Origin of the sequence: Nodosilinea sp. AN01ver1 (assembly GCF_050565655.1) — a bacterium.
Taxonomy (GTDB): domain Bacteria; phylum Cyanobacteriota; class Cyanobacteriia; order Phormidesmidales; family Phormidesmidaceae; genus Nodosilinea.
The window spans coordinates 468,793-484,562 of sequence record NZ_JBNXVS010000001.1 but is presented as its reverse complement, the minus strand read 5'-3'; the positions used below and the strand labels follow the sequence as shown (position 1 = coordinate 484,562).

13 protein-coding genes are annotated in these 15,770 nt (G+C 57.9%); 8 read left to right on the top strand and 5 right to left on the bottom strand.

The genetic code is table 11. The features are described from left to right. Window positions 1-165 precede the first annotated feature (165 nt). The 3 genes from ACQ4N7_RS02330 to hemL all read left to right on the top strand — a co-directional run bounded on the left by ACQ4N7_RS02330 (window position 166) and on the right by hemL (window position 3,496). A complete protein-coding gene (locus ACQ4N7_RS02330) occupies window positions 166-993 on the top strand; it encodes an ion transporter (RefSeq protein ID WP_430710004.1) in 828 nt (275 codons plus the stop codon). 241 nt (window positions 994-1,234) lie between these two features. After that, window positions 1,235-2,071, top strand: coding sequence for a cell division ATP-binding protein FtsE (gene ftsE / locus ACQ4N7_RS02325; protein WP_106869207.1), 837 nt, complete (start codon window positions 1,235-1,237; stop codon window positions 2,069-2,071). Window positions 2,072-2,194: 123 nt separating this feature from the next. Then, window positions 2,195-3,496, top strand: coding sequence for a glutamate-1-semialdehyde 2,1-aminomutase (gene hemL, locus ACQ4N7_RS02320; protein WP_430710003.1), 1,302 nt, complete (start codon window positions 2,195-2,197; stop codon window positions 3,494-3,496). 69 nt (window positions 3,497-3,565) lie between these two features. On the opposite strand, the gene ACQ4N7_RS02315 is transcribed toward hemL, so the two are convergent. The 4 genes from ACQ4N7_RS02315 to dnaK form a co-directional block, all read right to left on the bottom strand. After that, entirely contained in the window at window positions 3,566-4,129 is a 564-nt protein-coding gene (locus ACQ4N7_RS02315; RefSeq protein WP_430710002.1) for a Uma2 family endonuclease, read from the bottom strand. Window positions 4,130-4,288: 159 nt separating this feature from the next. Next, window positions 4,289-4,774: an allophycocyanin subunit alpha-B gene (locus tag ACQ4N7_RS02310; RefSeq protein WP_194050498.1), complete on the bottom strand. Its 486-nt coding sequence runs from the start codon at window positions 4,772-4,774 to the stop codon at window positions 4,289-4,291. Window positions 4,775-5,006: 232 nt separating this feature from the next. After that, window positions 5,007-5,966, bottom strand: coding sequence for a DnaJ C-terminal domain-containing protein (locus ACQ4N7_RS02305; protein WP_430710001.1), 960 nt, complete (start codon window positions 5,964-5,966; stop codon window positions 5,007-5,009). 218 nt (window positions 5,967-6,184) lie between these two features. Further along, window positions 6,185-9,100, bottom strand: a complete 2,916-nt coding sequence (gene dnaK, locus ACQ4N7_RS02300) for a molecular chaperone DnaK (protein ID WP_430710000.1) — start codon at window positions 9,098-9,100, stop codon at window positions 6,185-6,187. 197 nt (window positions 9,101-9,297) lie between these two features. On the opposite strand from dnaK, the gene ACQ4N7_RS02295 reads away from it, so the two are divergent. Beyond that, complete coding sequence (locus ACQ4N7_RS02295; RefSeq protein WP_430709999.1) at window positions 9,298-9,879, top strand: Uma2 family endonuclease; 582 nt, start codon at window positions 9,298-9,300, stop codon at window positions 9,877-9,879. 59 nt (window positions 9,880-9,938) lie between these two features. Here the strand turns inward: ACQ4N7_RS02295 and ACQ4N7_RS02290 are convergent, their stop codons facing one another. Then, window positions 9,939-11,225 carry a C1 family peptidase gene (locus tag ACQ4N7_RS02290; protein WP_430709998.1) on the bottom strand — a complete coding sequence of 429 codons (1,287 nt, stop codon included), beginning with the start codon at window positions 11,223-11,225 and terminating at the stop codon, window positions 9,939-9,941. Window positions 11,226-11,613: 388 nt separating this feature from the next. On the opposite strand from ACQ4N7_RS02290, the gene ACQ4N7_RS02285 reads away from it, so the two are divergent. From ACQ4N7_RS02285 to ACQ4N7_RS02270, 4 genes are all read left to right on the top strand, one after another. Beyond that, entirely contained in the window at window positions 11,614-11,865 is a 252-nt protein-coding gene (locus tag ACQ4N7_RS02285; protein WP_430709997.1) for a UPF0175 family protein, read from the top strand. Further along, window positions 11,862-12,350: a DUF3368 domain-containing protein gene (locus ACQ4N7_RS02280; protein ID WP_430709996.1), complete on the top strand. Its 489-nt coding sequence runs from the start codon at window positions 11,862-11,864 to the stop codon at window positions 12,348-12,350. The genes ACQ4N7_RS02285 and ACQ4N7_RS02280 overlap by 4 nt, the downstream gene beginning before the upstream one ends. Window positions 12,351-12,436: 86 nt before the next feature. Next, window positions 12,437-14,953 (top strand): GH116 family glycosyl hydrolase, encoded by a 2,517-nt coding sequence (locus tag ACQ4N7_RS02275; protein WP_430709995.1) that lies wholly within the window; start codon window positions 12,437-12,439, stop codon window positions 14,951-14,953. A 55-nt stretch (window positions 14,954-15,008) separates the two neighbouring features. Then, window positions 15,009-15,710 (top strand): Uma2 family endonuclease, encoded by a 702-nt coding sequence (locus tag ACQ4N7_RS02270; RefSeq protein ID WP_430709994.1) that lies wholly within the window; start codon window positions 15,009-15,011, stop codon window positions 15,708-15,710. The last annotated feature ends 60 nt before the right edge of the window (window positions 15,711-15,770 follow it).

Below are 15,770 nucleotides of genomic sequence, written 5' to 3'. Positions count from 1 at the left end.
AACCCGTACAGACCTGGAGGCCAAATCCACCACCGGACTAGCCTGAGACAAAACCATAATTGCCATAAAAACGCAGCCAGATAAAAATCAGTCTGCCTGGTTATCTTAGCCCAGAGCAGAGCGTAGAACCATCCTGGGGGTGGGCATTAACACCGCATTGACACCATGGACGAAATTCTAGACGAGCAGCAAAACACCTGGCGCGATGGTCAAAAACCCGCGCTACGCGATCGCCTGCGCAGCGAATTAAACACCACCGACACCCTGGGGGGGCGGCTGATCAACGGCGCGATCGTACTGCTAATTTTTCTATCTGCCGTCATTTTTGTTCTCAAAACCTACCCCATTCCGGCCAGCCTCGACACCTGGCTAAATCGCCTCGACTGGGTGATTGTGCTGGCCTTTACCCTCGAATACGGCCTGCGACTTTGGGTAGCCCATCGCCCCTGGCATTACGCTTTTAGCCTGTACGGACTGATCGATCTCATCGCCATTCTGCCCTCCTGGATCGGCATTTTTGATATTCGGTTTCTGCGCTTTTTTAGGTCGCTGCGCATCTTGCGTCTGGTGCACATTTTCAATAATCGACTGTGGTTTGGCCGGGTAACCAGCGCCGACAGCCTGATTTTGATTCGCATTTTGTTGACCATGGGCACGATTATTTTTATCTACTCCGGCCTCATTTTTCAGGTCGAAAATCCCAGCAATCCAGAAGGCTTTGGTACGTTTCTCGACGCAGTTTATTTCGCCGTTGTGACCATGACCACCGTCGGCTATGGGGATGTCACCCCTATCTCCGAGGCCGGTCGAGGGCTAACAGTCATGATGATTCTGACCGGCATTGCGCTCATTCCCACCCAGGTCAGCCGCCTAATTCGGCAGCTGGGCAAAGTGAGGCAGCCCCAGCACACACCCTGCCCCAGCTGCGGCCTTACTCCTCACGACGACGATGCCCAATTTTGCAAACGCTGCGGTACTCTTCTAGAGCCGTAGTCGATCAGGGCCTACTCCGTCATTCTTCGAACAGCCACTACAGCAAAGGTGCTGCATCCTTGGTAACAAAATATAACGATTATTGAAAAAACAAATATGCCTTTTGCCGGACCCAGTCTTTCCGGTACAATGGCCACCCAAAAGCCATGTCAGCCCTGTCCCTGGCGCTGGCTGCGCAGTTCAAACGTTTCAGCTAGGCTCAGTTCTGAGTCAGCCCGACCCACCTCAGTTAGGACGTTCCATGACCTCTGTGCTCCATCGCCCCACCGACGACACCAAACTCTCCGGCCTTCCCGAGGATGTCAGAGCTAGGCTGCAAGACCGCTTCAAACTTGTAGTACCCGCTCGCTCTGCCGCCGATCCATCCCCGTCTCCCATGCTTGAAGAGGCTCCAAGCAACCCCGATGTTCAGCCCATCGTCTCGCTGACCAATGTAGAAAAAATTTATACCAACGGCAGCAAGGCCCTGACCGGCGTCAATTTAACGGTTAACCCCGGCGACTTTCTCTTTGTTACCGGCCCCTCGGGCTCGGGCAAATCAACCCTGCTCAAGCTGCTCTATGGGTACGAGCGCCCTACCAAGGGCAGCATTTTGGTCGGCGACGAGCCCATCTCCAACCTGCGCGGCGATCGCCTGGCTATGATGCGTCGCCGCATTGGTGTCGTGTTTCAAGACTACAAGCTCATTCCCAAGCGCACCGTGGCCGAGAACGTGGCCTTTGTGCTGTGGGCTCAAGGCTTTACCCGCAAAGAGATTCACCGCCGCCTCTGGCCCACCCTCAAAATGGTCGGGCTACAGGGTAAGGCCCAGTGCTTCCCCGATGAGCTTTCTGGGGGCGAACAGCAGCGGGTTAGCATTGCTCGCGCCGTGGTCAATACTCCACCCCTGCTGCTGGCCGATGAGCCCACCGGCAACCTGGATGCCGACAACTCGCTCCAGGTGATCAAAATTTTGAAAAAACTCAACTCCATCGGCATTACCGTCATCGTCACTACCCACGACGAGCACCTGGTGCGGATCTCAAACCACCCCGTAGTGCAAATCAAGAATGGCCGCCTGCACCACCTGCGCCGCTAACGCTACATTCCTTAACATCTAGCAGTACGCCTTATCCAATCAATAGGATAATGATCAGAGCTAACATTCAGACGACCTGAGTTCGGGCCGTCGAATGATTTTGGACTCTGAGAGGAACGTGCCTTGGTCAGTACAGCCCCGTTTAAAACAGCAAAATCACAAGAAATTTTTACCGCCGCCCAAAACCTCATGCCCGGTGGCGTTAGCTCTCCGGTACGAGCATTTAAGTCGGTGGGCGGGCAACCCATTGTGTTCGATCGCGTCAAGGGTGCCTACATTTGGGATGTAGACGGCAACCAGTACATCGACTACGTAGGCACCTGGGGCCCTGCTATCTGCGGCCATGCCCACCCTGAAGTACTGGCAGCCCTGTCAGCAGCGCTGGAGAAAGGCACCAGCTTCGGTGCCCCCTGCTATCTCGAAAACGTGCTGGCCGAAATGGTGATCCAGGCTGTGCCCAGCATTGAGATGGTGCGCTTCGTCAACTCCGGCACCGAAGCCTGTATGGCCGTGCTGCGGCTGATGCGGGCCTACACCGGGCGCAACAAAATCATCAAGTTCTCGGGCTGCTACCACGGCCACGCCGATATGTTCCTGGTGCAGGCTGGCTCTGGCGTCGCCACCCTGGGGCTACCCGACTCACCAGGAGTACCCAAATCGGCCACCAGCGACACTCTCACCGCCCCCTATAACGATCTCGAAGCGGTCAAGGCCCTCTTTGCCCAAAATCCTGATGAAATCGCCGGGGTGATTCTAGAGCCCGTGGTGGGCAACGCCGGGTTTATCACCCCCGACGGCGGCTTCTTAGAAGGGCTGCGCGAAATTACCCGCGAAAACGACGCCCTGCTGGTGTTTGACGAAGTCATGACCGGCTTTCGGATTTCCTATGGCGGTGCCCAGGCTAAGTTCAACGTCACCCCCGACCTCACGACCCTGGGTAAAGTCATCGGCGGCGGGCTGCCGGTCGGAGCCTACGGCGGTCGCCGCGACATTATGGAAATGGTTGCCCCCGCTGGCCCGGTGTACCAGGCGGGCACCCTGTCAGGCAACCCCCTGGCCATGACAGCGGGCATCAAAACCCTGGAGCTGCTCCAGCGCCCCGGCACCTACGACGAGCTAGAACGGCTGACGGCGAAGCTTACCGATGGCCTGCTTCAGGCGGCAAGGGATGCGGGCCATGAGGTCTGTGGTGGTCATATTAGCGCCATGTTTGGCATGTTCTTCCACCCCGGCCCCATCACCAAGTTTGAAGATGCCAAGGGGTCTGACCTGGAGAAGTTTAGCCGCTTCCACCGAGGCATGCTGGAGCGCGGTGTGTACCTGGCCCCATCGCAGTATGAGGCGGGCTTTACCTCATTGGCCCACACCGATGCGGATATTGAGGCGACAATTGCCGCCGCCCGCGACGTACTAGCAACGCTGTAGATAGCGAGAAATCCGCCACACCCCAAAACCCCCGAGTTTTTCAAGAACTCGGGGGTTTGCTGTACTTAATCATCGAAAAATGTCAGTCATGGGGGTGCTGAACTCGGGCAGCAGCGGTGAGGTGAGAGTATCGCTAACCAAAAGAGTTCCGACAAGCTGAAGCCGAGCATCAGTGCGGCGGTAGATCTCTAGGGTTTTGAGCTGCCAGTTGATGACCCAATATTCCTGAACGCCGTAGCGGGAGTAGAGCTTGGGCTTGACTTCTTTATCGCGCTGCTCGTTGAGGTCTCCGGGGGAGAGGATTTCGACGATCAGCTCTGGGGCGACGACCAGGTGCCCGGCATCGTCGAGGCCATTGGCCAAGCGCTCCTGGCTGACCCACACCACATCAGGAATTACCGCATCAGTTGGAGAGAACACGACGCCGGGAGCTTGGAACGCTGTGCCCAAACCCGTTTCCCGTGACCAAACCTCTAGGGCAATATGAATGTTGCCAGCGGTTCCCTGATGGCGAATATGGGGAGCGCGGGTCACGTAGAGGTCTCCATCAATGATTTCGTAGCGCTTCCAGCCGCCGTCGTCGGGCATGGCGGCAAGATCACGAATGGTCCAGGGCTGGGAGTTGGCAACCATAGCGGGTATGAGTTGGTGTGCCTCTAGTGTAGTCGGTCTGCCAGTCAGGACTGTTGAGGAGTAGCTAACGGGAAAGGGGCGATAAGGCTGAGAATTTTGTCCTAAAGCAAAGACCCGGCTTCTTGAAGAAGCCGGGTCTTTGGTGCAGTTAGCTAAAGACTATGACATAGCCTGGATGATGTAGTCGAAGTAGGGGGCTGCTTCGGCGGCATCTTCGTCAGACAGCAGGTTCAGCGAAGCATCCTTTAGACAGCGGATAGCCTCGGCCATACCGGGTACGGGAACATCGAGGGCGTTGTACATTTCGCGGACGCCTACGATACCGATGGCTTCAATGGGAGTTTGGTCGCCAGCCAGCACGCCATAGGTAACCAGGCGCAGGTACCAGCCATAGTCGCGAATGCAGAGAGCACGCTGCTTCTGGCCGTAGGCATTGCCGCCGGGGGCAATAAAGTCGGGCCGTCGCCGCCATAGCTCTCTGCTGGCCTGGTCAACAATTTTCTTTTCGTTTTCAGAGAGCATTGCGGCAATGCGGGTGCGCTGCTCGCCGGTTTTCAAAAAGTCTTCAATCGCCTTGAGCTCGCCGGTGGTTGGGTAGCGCAGCTCGTCGTCGGCATTCAAAATAACTTGGCTAACAACAGACATAGTTAAAAATGACGGGGATGACCTTTTTCATTGCTAGTTTAGCGACTTGGGGGCCGCTAGGGAAAGCTAAATTCTCATTTAGTTGACGATGTCTGAGGCAGGCCAGGGCAGTCTGCCGGGGCAGAAACCAGGCTAAAACGCGTGTTTTGCAGGGCATTCATAGCGTTTAGTCAATATTTCGCCTCTGAGAAACCCGGAAAGATGTGTAACGTTTTCGCAATAATCGAGAGACTTAGAACAGGTCGGCGCGGGGGCGAAAGCGCTCGGTTTGGCGCAGTTCTTCGTAGAGGGCTTTTTCGCGATCGCTCAACCCGGTCGGCACTACGACCTCTAGCTCCACAATTTGATCTCCGCGCCGCTCTTGCCCGGCCAAATACCCTCGCCCCGGCAGCTGAATGATCTGCCCTGTCTGCGCTCCCTGGGGCAGGGTGGTGCGCACGGGGCCGTCGAGGGTGGGGATATCGATGGTGCTGCCCAGGGCGGCCTCGCTGGGGGTGATGGGAACCCGGCAGTAGATGTCGTTGCCGCGCAGGGTGTAGAAGGGGTGGGGGTCAACCTGAATGCGTAAATACAGATTGCCGCCGCCAATGCCCTGGCCCCGCAGGCGAATGCGCTGCCCGGTGACCATACCGGCGGGCATGTTGACCTCAAGCGATCGCCCGTCTTCCAGGCGAATGCGCTCGCGCCCACCCCGAAAGGCTTTCTCTAGGGGAATGGTGAGGTCAGCTTCGGCATCGCGGCGGCCTGGAGCAGTCTGCTGAAACGAGGTATTGTCGGCGGTGGCATAGCCGTTGTCGTAGTCGGCCTGCTCAGGACTGCGACGAGCATTAGATCGGCGGTTGAGCAGCTGATCGACAAAGACATTGAAGTCGGGAAATTCACCAAAGCCAAAGTCTTCGAGGGAAATGCGTCCGCCGAAGATGTCACCAACGACCGACTTACCCTGGCCTTTTTTAAAGCCCTCCTGCTGCCAGTACTCGCTAAATTTTTCATACTGTGCCCGCTTTTCATCGTCGGAGAGGACGGTGTAGGCTTCGCTCAGCAGCTTGAACTGCTCCTCTGCGACCTGGTCGCCGGGGTTGAGGTCGGGGTGGTACTGCCGAGCTAGCTTGCGGTACGCCTGTTTGATGTCGCTAAAGGTCGCTTCTCTGGAAACCCCCAAAATGTCGTAGTAGTTCCGAAAGTTCTCCATTGAGGGGTGAGTGGGTGGATGGGTGGGGGGGTAGATGGGTCGGCGGAATTTCTTCTATGTGCCCTAGTTATCCAGGTCGAGGCATAGGAGGCTAGAGGCTGTCATCAGTTAGCTGCTAAACGTTCAAAAATCAAGGGTTGCAGCCCCTAGCTTGTCTTTTGGGTCGGGCGTGGCAAGGCTTGATATATCGAGTTTTTGGCCACAATTGATGACACGCCCTAGAGCCATTCATCGCGATCGCTCCAGTTGTCGTCATCATAGCGGGGAGCCGGACGGCGATTGGCCGCGCGTTCGGTTCCAGAATCGTTGGGTATAACCCGATCGGGAGCGGCTGGGGGGCGAGGGCGACTTTCGGGAGCCTGCGACGCCGGGGGGCGACTGGGCGACGACTGACCCCAGGGATCGTCGTCCCAACTGTTTGACGGGGCAGCCGGAGCCTGTCCAGGGCGGTTCTGGCCTGAAGACGCTTCGCGGGCATAGGGGGCGTAGCCCTGGCCCTCGTAGCCGCGATCGAAGCGCTCAGTTCCGGCGGCACTGTCGTTGCGGTAATCGGTCGTGCCGTAGTCTGAACCGTAGCCGACATCGGGCGAGCTGGGGCGACTCTCCCCTGGAGACGCTTCGCGGGTGTAGCGATCGCTGGAGCCTGAGTTGCCATAGCCCGAGTCGTCGTAGCTGGGGCGGGCGGGCTCAGAGCTGGGCGATCGCGCCGCGTCCCCATTCGAGAATTGGCCGTAGTCTGAGCGGCTGTAGTCCTGGTCATAGCCCTGACGGCCATAGCCCTGTTGGCCATAGTCTGAGCGGCCATAGTCCTGCTGGCTATAGCCCTGTTGACCGTAGCTCGACTGGCCGTAGTCCTGACGACCATAGTCAGAGGCGGGGGGCTGGCCGGGTTCTGGCGGGCGATTTCTTGAAGAGGGAGCAGCGCGATCGTAGCCAGAGCTGTCGTAGCCGCGATCGACATCGCGACTGTCTCTGTAGCGATCGCCGTAGCCCTGGCCGCCATAGCCGGGGTCGTTGTAGCTCTGATTGCCGTAGCCGGGGTCGCTATAGCCCTGGCTGCCGTACCCCTGATTGCCATAGCCCTGACCGCTGTAGCCGGTCGTGCCGTAGGCGCGATTGTCGTAGGCCGGGCTGCCGTAGCGCTGCCCGCCCGCGCCCCCGCGGTTGTCGTAGTCCCAGTCGTCGTCCCAGCTGCCCCAGGAGGAGTTGCCCTGGTACCCGTAGTTGGGCCGCGCGTCCAGGTCGTCGTCAAAGGCAAACGTTTTCTTCAGGGTGTTGCCGATCTGGCCTAGAATGCCGCCTTCGGGAGCATCGTCGGCCTCGTACAGATAGGCCTCGCGGTTGAGGTCGTAGAGTTCGTCTTGCAGTTCGGCCTGGGCGATGTCGATGCCGCGCTCGTCGCTTTGCTCCAGGTAGTCGCGCAGCTCCTGCACCAATCCTTCAATGCGGCGACGGCGATCGCGGGCGAACTGCATGCCAAAGTCGAGCGCCACCTCCCGCAGCAGTCGCTCAGCCTGGAAGGTAAGCGCCTCAGCCCGGTTGCGCTTCTCGACCCGCTCTCGCTGCAGGCGATCGGTTTCAGCGAATTCTTCCGCCTCGCGAATCATGCGCTGCACTTCGCCTTCTTCGAGGTTGGATGCGCCCTGCACCGTCAGGCTCTGCTCGCGGCCGGTGGTCTTATCCATCGCCGAGACTTGCAGAATGCCGTTGGCGTCGATATCGAAAGACACCAGCACCTGGGGCACCCCGCGCGGTGCGGGGGGAATGCCCATCAGCTTAAAGCGCCCTAGCGACTTGTTGTCGGCCCCCATTTCGCGCTCGCCCTGAAGCACGTGCACTTCTACCGAGGTCTGATTGTTCTCTGAGGTCGAGAAAATATCCGATCGCCGCACCGGAATCGTGGTGTTGCGGGGAATCACCTTCTTCATCACGCCGCCGATGGTCTCAAGGCCCAGCGACAGCGAGGTGACGTCCAGCAGCATGATGTCCTGCACTTCCTGGGTGATGATGCCCGCCTGCACCGCCGCCCCTACGGCCACGGCTTCGTCAGGGTTCACCGCCTGGCTGGGTTCGAGGCCAATTAGCCCCCGCACCAGGTCTTGCACCATAGGCATGCGGCTACCGCCGCCCACCAGCACCACCTCGTCAATGTCGTTGGGGGTGAGGCCCGCGTCGCTGAGCGCCTGCTGGAGGGGGGCGCGCAGGGCGCTAACTAAATCGCCGCACAGGCCCTCAAACTGCGATCGGCTCAGGCGAGTCTCAATATGTTTGGGGCCTTCAGGGCTAGCAGTGATAAACGGCAGGCTAATCTCGGTGCTAGCCACGCCTGACAGCTCGATCTTGGCTTTCTCAGCTGCTTCAGTCAATCGCTGGAGCGCCTGGCGATCTTTGCGCAGATCAATGCCTTCTTTTTCTAAGAACTCATCGGCCAGCCAGTCAACGATTTTGGTGTCGAAGTTGGTGCCGCCCAGCTGGGTATCGCCCGAGGTCGATCGCACCTCAAACACCCCATCGCCCACATCGAGAATGGATACGTCGAAGGTACCGCCGCCCAGGTCAAACACCAAAATGGTTTCGTTCTGAGCCTGGTCAAGGCCGTAGGCCAGCGCCGCCGCCGTGGGCTCATTGAGAATGCGCTTCACCTCTAGCCCGGCAATTCGGCCAGCGTTGCGGGTGGCCTGGCGCTGGGCATCGTTAAAGTAAGCGGGTACAGTAATTACCGCCCCGGTTACCGGCTGGCCCAGGTAGCGGCTAGCTTCATCCGCTAGCTTACGCAGCACAATGGCCGAAATTTCTTCGGGGGCAAAGTCTTTTTCGAGCCGGGGGCAGCGAATTTTGACGTTGCCCAGATCATCGCGGCGAATGGTGTAGGGCACTCGCTTGGACGACTGGTCGAGCTCAGCGTAGCGGCGACCCATGTAGCGTTTGACGCCGTAGAAGGTGTTTTGGGGGTTGAGTACCGCCTGCCGCCGGGCCATCTGCCCCACCAGGCGCTCGCCCTCTTTGCTAAAGGCCACCACCGAAGGGGTCGTGCGCATGCCCTCGGCGTTGGCAATCACTACCGGCTTGCCACCCTCCATTACAGAGACCACTGAGTTGGTCGTGCCTAGGTCGATGCCAACTACTTTTCCCATTCGCTCTGGCGTCTCCTTATCTGTCTGTTGCGTGCTCAATGAAGGTTAGCACCGAGGGGGCGTTGCTTCTGCCAACCTACTTACATCAACTTTCTTAATGATAGTCTGTCACAGGCTGGCCTAGATTCTACCGCAGAGGCTTTTTGGGGTGGATGGTCAAGGGTTTAGACTAGGCATAATCTCAAAAGACGAGCCCTATGGTGCAAACTCGGCCCAGGTTCTACAGCTTTGACGACTATCTGGCCTACGATGACGGCACAGAAGTTTTTTATGAGCTATTTAATGGAGAGCTAATTGAGGTGCCGCCAGAGTCAGGCAATAATGTCCAAATTGCCAATCGCCTGCTTCTCATCTTTGCGATGTTGGTGGGTATTGACCGGGTGCGGGGGCACGGCCTGGAGATGGAAGTGAGAGGCGAGCCCAAAAATCGCTACCCAGATCTAACGGTGATTCGGCCTGAGCACATTCAGCTGTTGGCCAAGCGCAATACCATTCGTCTGACGATGCCGCCACCGCTGCTTGTGGTGGAAGTGGTCAGCCCCGGAGAACTGCAGTGGGAGCGCGACTATATCGCCAAACGTGCCCAGTACGAAGACCTTGGCATTCCAGAATACTGGATTATCAACCCTCAAGACCAGACAGTGCTGGTGCTAGCGCAGCAGGAGCGGGGCTTTGCGACGGTTGGTACATTTACGGGCAATCAGCGGCTAGAGTCGCCCCAGTTCGCAGCCTTAGACCTCACAGCGGCTCAGCTTTTTGTCGCGGGCGCTCAGGAATAGTTGTTTTCACAGAGTGCGTCACGCAAGGCGATGACGCACCACAGCTAAACTCTAGCGATCTATTCTTCTTCAGAATAATCTTCCTCCGCTTCAGAGTCCTCTTCCTCTTCTTCTTCAGAATAATCCTCTTCGTCAGATTCTTCTTCGGAGTACTCTTCTTCGGATTCCTCTTCCTCTTCGGCTTCTTCTTCGGAGTATTTCTCTTCAGAGTAATCTTCTTCGGATTCTTCCGCCTCAGAATCTTCACTGCCATAGCTAAAGCCGTAGGATTCATCTACGGCATACTCTTGGCAGAGAGCATCGAGCGTTTCGATAAACTCGGTGGCGTCGTCGATGGTGAGATCGAAGTTGAGAATATTGAGTAGATAGGCGCTTTCTTCTGCTTCCTCATACTCGTAGTCAAAGTAGTAGTCTTCTTCGGTTTCAGCGTAGTTTTGGCAGAGTTCTTCGAGCGCGCTAGCAAACCCTTCGGGGTCTTCGGTGTGCAGATAAAACTCATACAGCAGCAGCGAACTATCGTCAGCAAAAAACGATTCGTCGCCCTCCCAAACTTCGGCGCTAAAATCGAGGTCGCTGAGCGATTTGATAATCCAGGAGTCGTGACCGTTGTAGTCGTCGTGGATGACGTAGTCGTAGGGGACGTAGCAGTAGCCGCGATCGCCCCACTCTGGCCCCCAAGAGTTGCGCACAATAAACATGCGATCTTTGTCGGAGTAGCCAACGCACAGCATGGCGTGCCAGCCGTGGGTTTCGCGCCCGTTGTCGGAGCGTTTGGGCTTGGGCACCCGGCCTTTGTTGCGGGTAGCTTCGTCAAACGATTCAAAGGTGTTGAGGGCAAAGGCGATGGGATAGCCTTCGGCCAGGGTGTGTCGCCAGAGATCGAGATCGGTGTCGAGGGCCTCGGCCTCAATTATTTTGAAGTTGGCGGCATGGTCGTAGGCGCTGGCGTCAGGTTCGGTAAAGATCAGCTCTTCATCGTTGGGCCAGAGGTCTTCGGAGCAGGCCCCGTGCTGCATCAGCGTTTCGATCGCGCAGTACATGTAGGTGCCGCCATCCTCGTTGTGGCTGCCGGTCTTTGATCGCGCGTTGTAGTACACAAACAGGCGGCTCACGTCGGCGGCATCGCCCAGGTCGCGCTTGGCCAAATACTCGTAGGCTCCCACAAAGGCATTGGCCACGCAGCTATTGCCGACCTGCTCTTCCACCTCGGTCATATGGTGACGCAAATCGACTCGGGGCGGCAGCTGTTCCTGCTCAAATCGACCCGCCTGGTGGTACTTGACATGGTCCGGCTTTTGACCAGCTTGATAACCGCCGATGCGAAACTTGCGGCTCTGCGTAAACATGCCTGTAACCTCGAAGGAATAGTCTCTCTAGCATTCCCGCCGTAGACAGGCCAGAAACAGCGCTTAAACAATTGCCCAAGCGATCGCAAACAACACTCTAAAGGCTATCTTTATATGAGATCATGAGATATCTACAGTTGCGACGTGGGTATAAAAGAATCTGGGCTTTGAGCACATCTAACGAGCAAACCTATACAACCCAAGTCAAAAGGCTTGCGTCATCAACCTGGAAATAAAAATCCAACAAAATTGACTACCTTATATCCACTAAACCCATATTTAATGAAATAGAAATTTGACTGGCTTAGGGGTTTCTGGATACGGAAGAAAAACAGGCCATAAAACAAATCGATTTCAAGCAACGACCGCCCTGCGACAACTCTCACCCATGAAAATCACGCTTAATATTTCAGATGAGATCGCTCAAGATTCTGCTTTTTCTAGAGCCAATTGGCTTAGAGAAATTGCGATCGCCCTATTTGAGCAAGAGCGGGTCACGCTGGGGGGTGCTAGCCAAATCGCTGACATGCACCTGATGGAGTTTCAAAAATACATTGGCCATCGCGGCGGTTGCATCCATTACGATGTGCAAGAATTTGACGAAGATTTGCAAAACCTGCGGAGCCGAGGTTGGCTATGATTTTAGTGAGCGATGCCTCGTCTTTAAGCAGTTTGGCGCTGATTGACTATCTCTGGCTGCTGGAGTCTATCTACGGTACCGTGATTATTTCAGAGGTCGCCGCCAGCGATTTAGCGACCGCTAAAAACGCCCGCGTTCAGGCAGTGCTCTCATCGGGTTGGGTTCACGTGCAGGCTCCAACGGAACTGGCGATCGCTGAGGTTATGCAGCCGGGTAAACAGCTCGATTTGGGCGAAACCCACGCGATCGCGCTGGCCTTACAGCTCAAAGCCGACGAGCTGTTGATGAATGAACGCCGCAGTCGCCAGGTCGCCCAAGAGCTGGAGCTGTCGGTGATTGGCATTTTTGGCGTCATTATTTTAGCCAAAAAAAGGGCGCTCATTCCCAGCGTGCGGCGACTGATGGATACGCTGGTGGAGCAGGCGGGCTTTCGCATCAGCCACCGGCTGTACCAAAAGATTTTGCGGTTCGCCGACGAAATTTAGATTGAGCCAGCGCTGAACGCTAGCTTTCACCACTTGAAGAGCCTGGCGATCGCTTACAAATCAACCCGCTCCGGTAAAATTCTGGGATGACTGAAACCCCATCCCTTCCCCAGATTCCGTCCCAAGCGTGGCAGCGACCGATCGGCCAGCCCTGGGAGCACCACTACATCGTGCGCTACGCCAGCAACCTCGACGATGGCCCAGACCACGGAGCACCGCTGGGCGGGCTGGGGGCGGGCTGTGTGGGGCGATCGCCCAATGGCGACTTCAACCTCTGGCACCTGGATGGCGGAGAGCACGTCTTCGGTCACTTTCCGGCCTGTCAGTTCAGCCTGTGGGAGAAGACCGGGGCGGGCACCCAGGCCTACGCCCTCAGCGCTCAGCCGCCGGTTGACGGCAGCCTGTCGTCGTGGTCGTGGTATCCCGCCTCCACCAGTGCACAGACTACGGGCCACTACCACGCGCTGTATCCGCGCAGCTGGTACCGCTACGAGAATGTGTTTCGCGCCCAGATTACCTGCGAGCAGATCACCCCCATCTGGCCCGACAACTACAGAGAGGCCAGCTACCCGGTGGTGGCCTTTGAATGGACGGCCCACAACCCAACCCACTTTCCCATTACCCTGAGCCTGATGGTGAGCTGGCAGAACCTGGTGGGCTGGTTCACCAATACGCAAAAATCGCCGGAGGTGCTGCTGCGCGACGACGGCAGTCCCTACTACGACTACGTGCCTGCGATCAGCCAGAGCGGGGGCAACTTTAACCAGCTGCTAACTACTGGCGGTGTCAAGGGACTGCTGCTGGATGGGGCCTGGAATGGCGACCCCGCCGAGGGGGATGGCCAGTGGTGCGTGCTCACCCCAGAGGATTCTGACATTGAGGTGTCCTACGACCTGCGCTGGGACCCGGCGGGCGACGGGCGCGACCTGTGGGACGCCTTTGCCAAGCTGGGGCGATTGATGAACCTGCTGGATACGTCTCCGGCTGGGGAGGGGGAGCAGATCGCGGGGGCGATCGCCCTGCGCTTTACCCTGCAACCGGGCGAGACCAAGCAAATCCCCGTTGCATTGGCCTGGGATCTGCCCGTCACTGAATTTGCGGCGGGGGTGATCAACTACCGTCGCTACACCGATTTCTTTGGCCGAACAGGGCGGAACGCGCAGGCGATCGCCTTCACCGCCCTGAGCGACTACAAGACCTGGCAGCAGCAAATTACCGCCTGGCAGCAGCCCATTCTAGAGCGCCCCGACCTGCCCGACCCCTTCAAAATGGCACTGTTTAACGAGCTGTACGATTTAGCTAGCGGCGGCACCCTGTGGAGCGCCGCCACCGAGGCCGACCCCGTGGGCCAGTTTGCGGTGCTGGAATGCATCGACTATCGCTGGTACGAAAGCCTGGACGTGCGCCTCTACGGCGGGTTCGCCACCCTGCTGCTGTGGCCGGAGCTAGAGAAAGCCGTGCTGCGCGCCTTTGCCCGCGCCATCCCCACCCAGGACGAGCGGCGGCGCATCATTGGCTACTACGTCACGATGGGCCTGGAGAATCCGCCCGCCGTTCGCAAGCTCAAGGGCGCGACCCCCCACGACCTGGGTGCCCCCAACGAGCACCCCTGGGCACAGACCAACTACACCAGCTACCAGGACTGCAACCAGTGGAAAGACCTGGGCAGCGACTTTGTGCTCCAGGTCTACCGCGCCTACCAGTTTACCGGGGCGACGGATGTGGCTTTTCTCAAAGACTGCTGGCCAGCGGTGGTCGATACCCTGCAATACCTGAAGCAGTTCGACAAGGACGGCGACGGCATTCCTGAAAACGAGGGTGCCCCCGACCAGACCTTCGACGACTGGCAGCTAAAGGGCATTAGCGCCTACTGCGGTGGGCTGTGGCTGGGGGCGCTGGAGTCGGCGATCGCGATCGCTGACATCCTCACCGCCAATGGGCTGGCCCCCGGCAATACCCCGATTCTGCTCAGCCAGTACCGCCGCTGGCTCGACAACGGCCTCAAGGCCTACCATCCCAAGCTGTGGAACGGGCGCTACTACCGCCTGGATACGGGCAGCGGCTCCGATGTGGTGATGGCCGATCAGCTCTGCGGCCAGTTTATGGTGCGCCACCTGGGCCTGCCGGATCTGGTGGAGGACGAGTTTACCCTGTCGGCCCTCGACGCCATCTACGACGCCTGCTGTGTGAAATTTAACCAGGTGGTGCAGAGCCAGGAACGCCCGCCCCAGCAGAAGTTTGAGGGGGCGCAGCTGGGCAACTTTAGCGCCGCCACGCTGAAGCTGGCGATCGGCGCGGCCAACGGCGTGCTGCCGGACGGTTCTCCCGAAGACCCCGACAGCACCCACCAGCAGGAGGTGTGGACGGGCATCAACTTTGGCCTGGCGGCGTTTTTGGCCCAGATGGGCAGGCGGGAAGAGGCGATCGCGATCGCCGTGGCCGTCATCGATCAAATCTATAGCTATGGCCTACAGTTTCGCACCCCCGAGGCGATCACCGCCCTGGGCACCTACCGCGCCTGCCACTACATGCGCCCGATGGCGATCTGGGGGCTGTACGATGTCTTAGCCGCAGGTCGGAATTCGACGGGCGGGCTAGGATAGAGGCCAGTCGAGCGGTTTTCTCAGGGAACGCCTCAGGCAAAGTTGGGGATAGAGCATGGTCAGAGAGTATTCGCCCAGCCCACAGTCCGCCGCAACGCAGCACTATCCCCCATTACAGAGCGGCGATCGCCTGTCGCGGGCAGAGTTTGAGCGTCGGTACGCGGCAGCAACCGCTATTAGAAAAGCGGAATTGATTGAAGGAATTGTCTACGTGGCCTCTCCCCTACGCCATCGGCAGCACGGCAAGCCTCACAGTCGAATAGTGACCTGGCTAGGGGTTTATCAAACTCTGACTCCTGGCGTAGACCTGAGCGATGCACCGACTGTGCGTTTGGATTTAGACAACGAGCCCCAACCCGATGCAGTGCTGTTTCTGGAATCAGCGGTGGGTGGGCAAACCCGCATCAGTGCCGATGACTACATTGAAGGATCCCCAGAACTGATTGTGGAAATCGCGGCCAGTAGTGCTGCCATCGACAGAGGCGCGAAAAAGCAGGTGTACCGCCGCAATGGCGTGCTGGAGTATGTGATTTGGCAGAGCTACGACAACCAGCTGGAGTGGTTTGGGCTAACGGAGGGAGAATATCAGTTGTTGTCGCCCGATTCAGATGGCATCCTTCGCAGTCGAGTGTTTCCGGGTCTGTGGCTGGATGTAGACGCGCTACTGAGTAACCGGATGGCGCGGGTACTAGAGGTCTTACAGTTAGGCTTAGCCTCACCGGAACATGCTGCCTTCATCGAACGGCTCAAAAAATAATAGTACACTTGATCTTATCGTCGTCTGTCACCCTAAGTCATCTCCCATCTACCCGCCAAC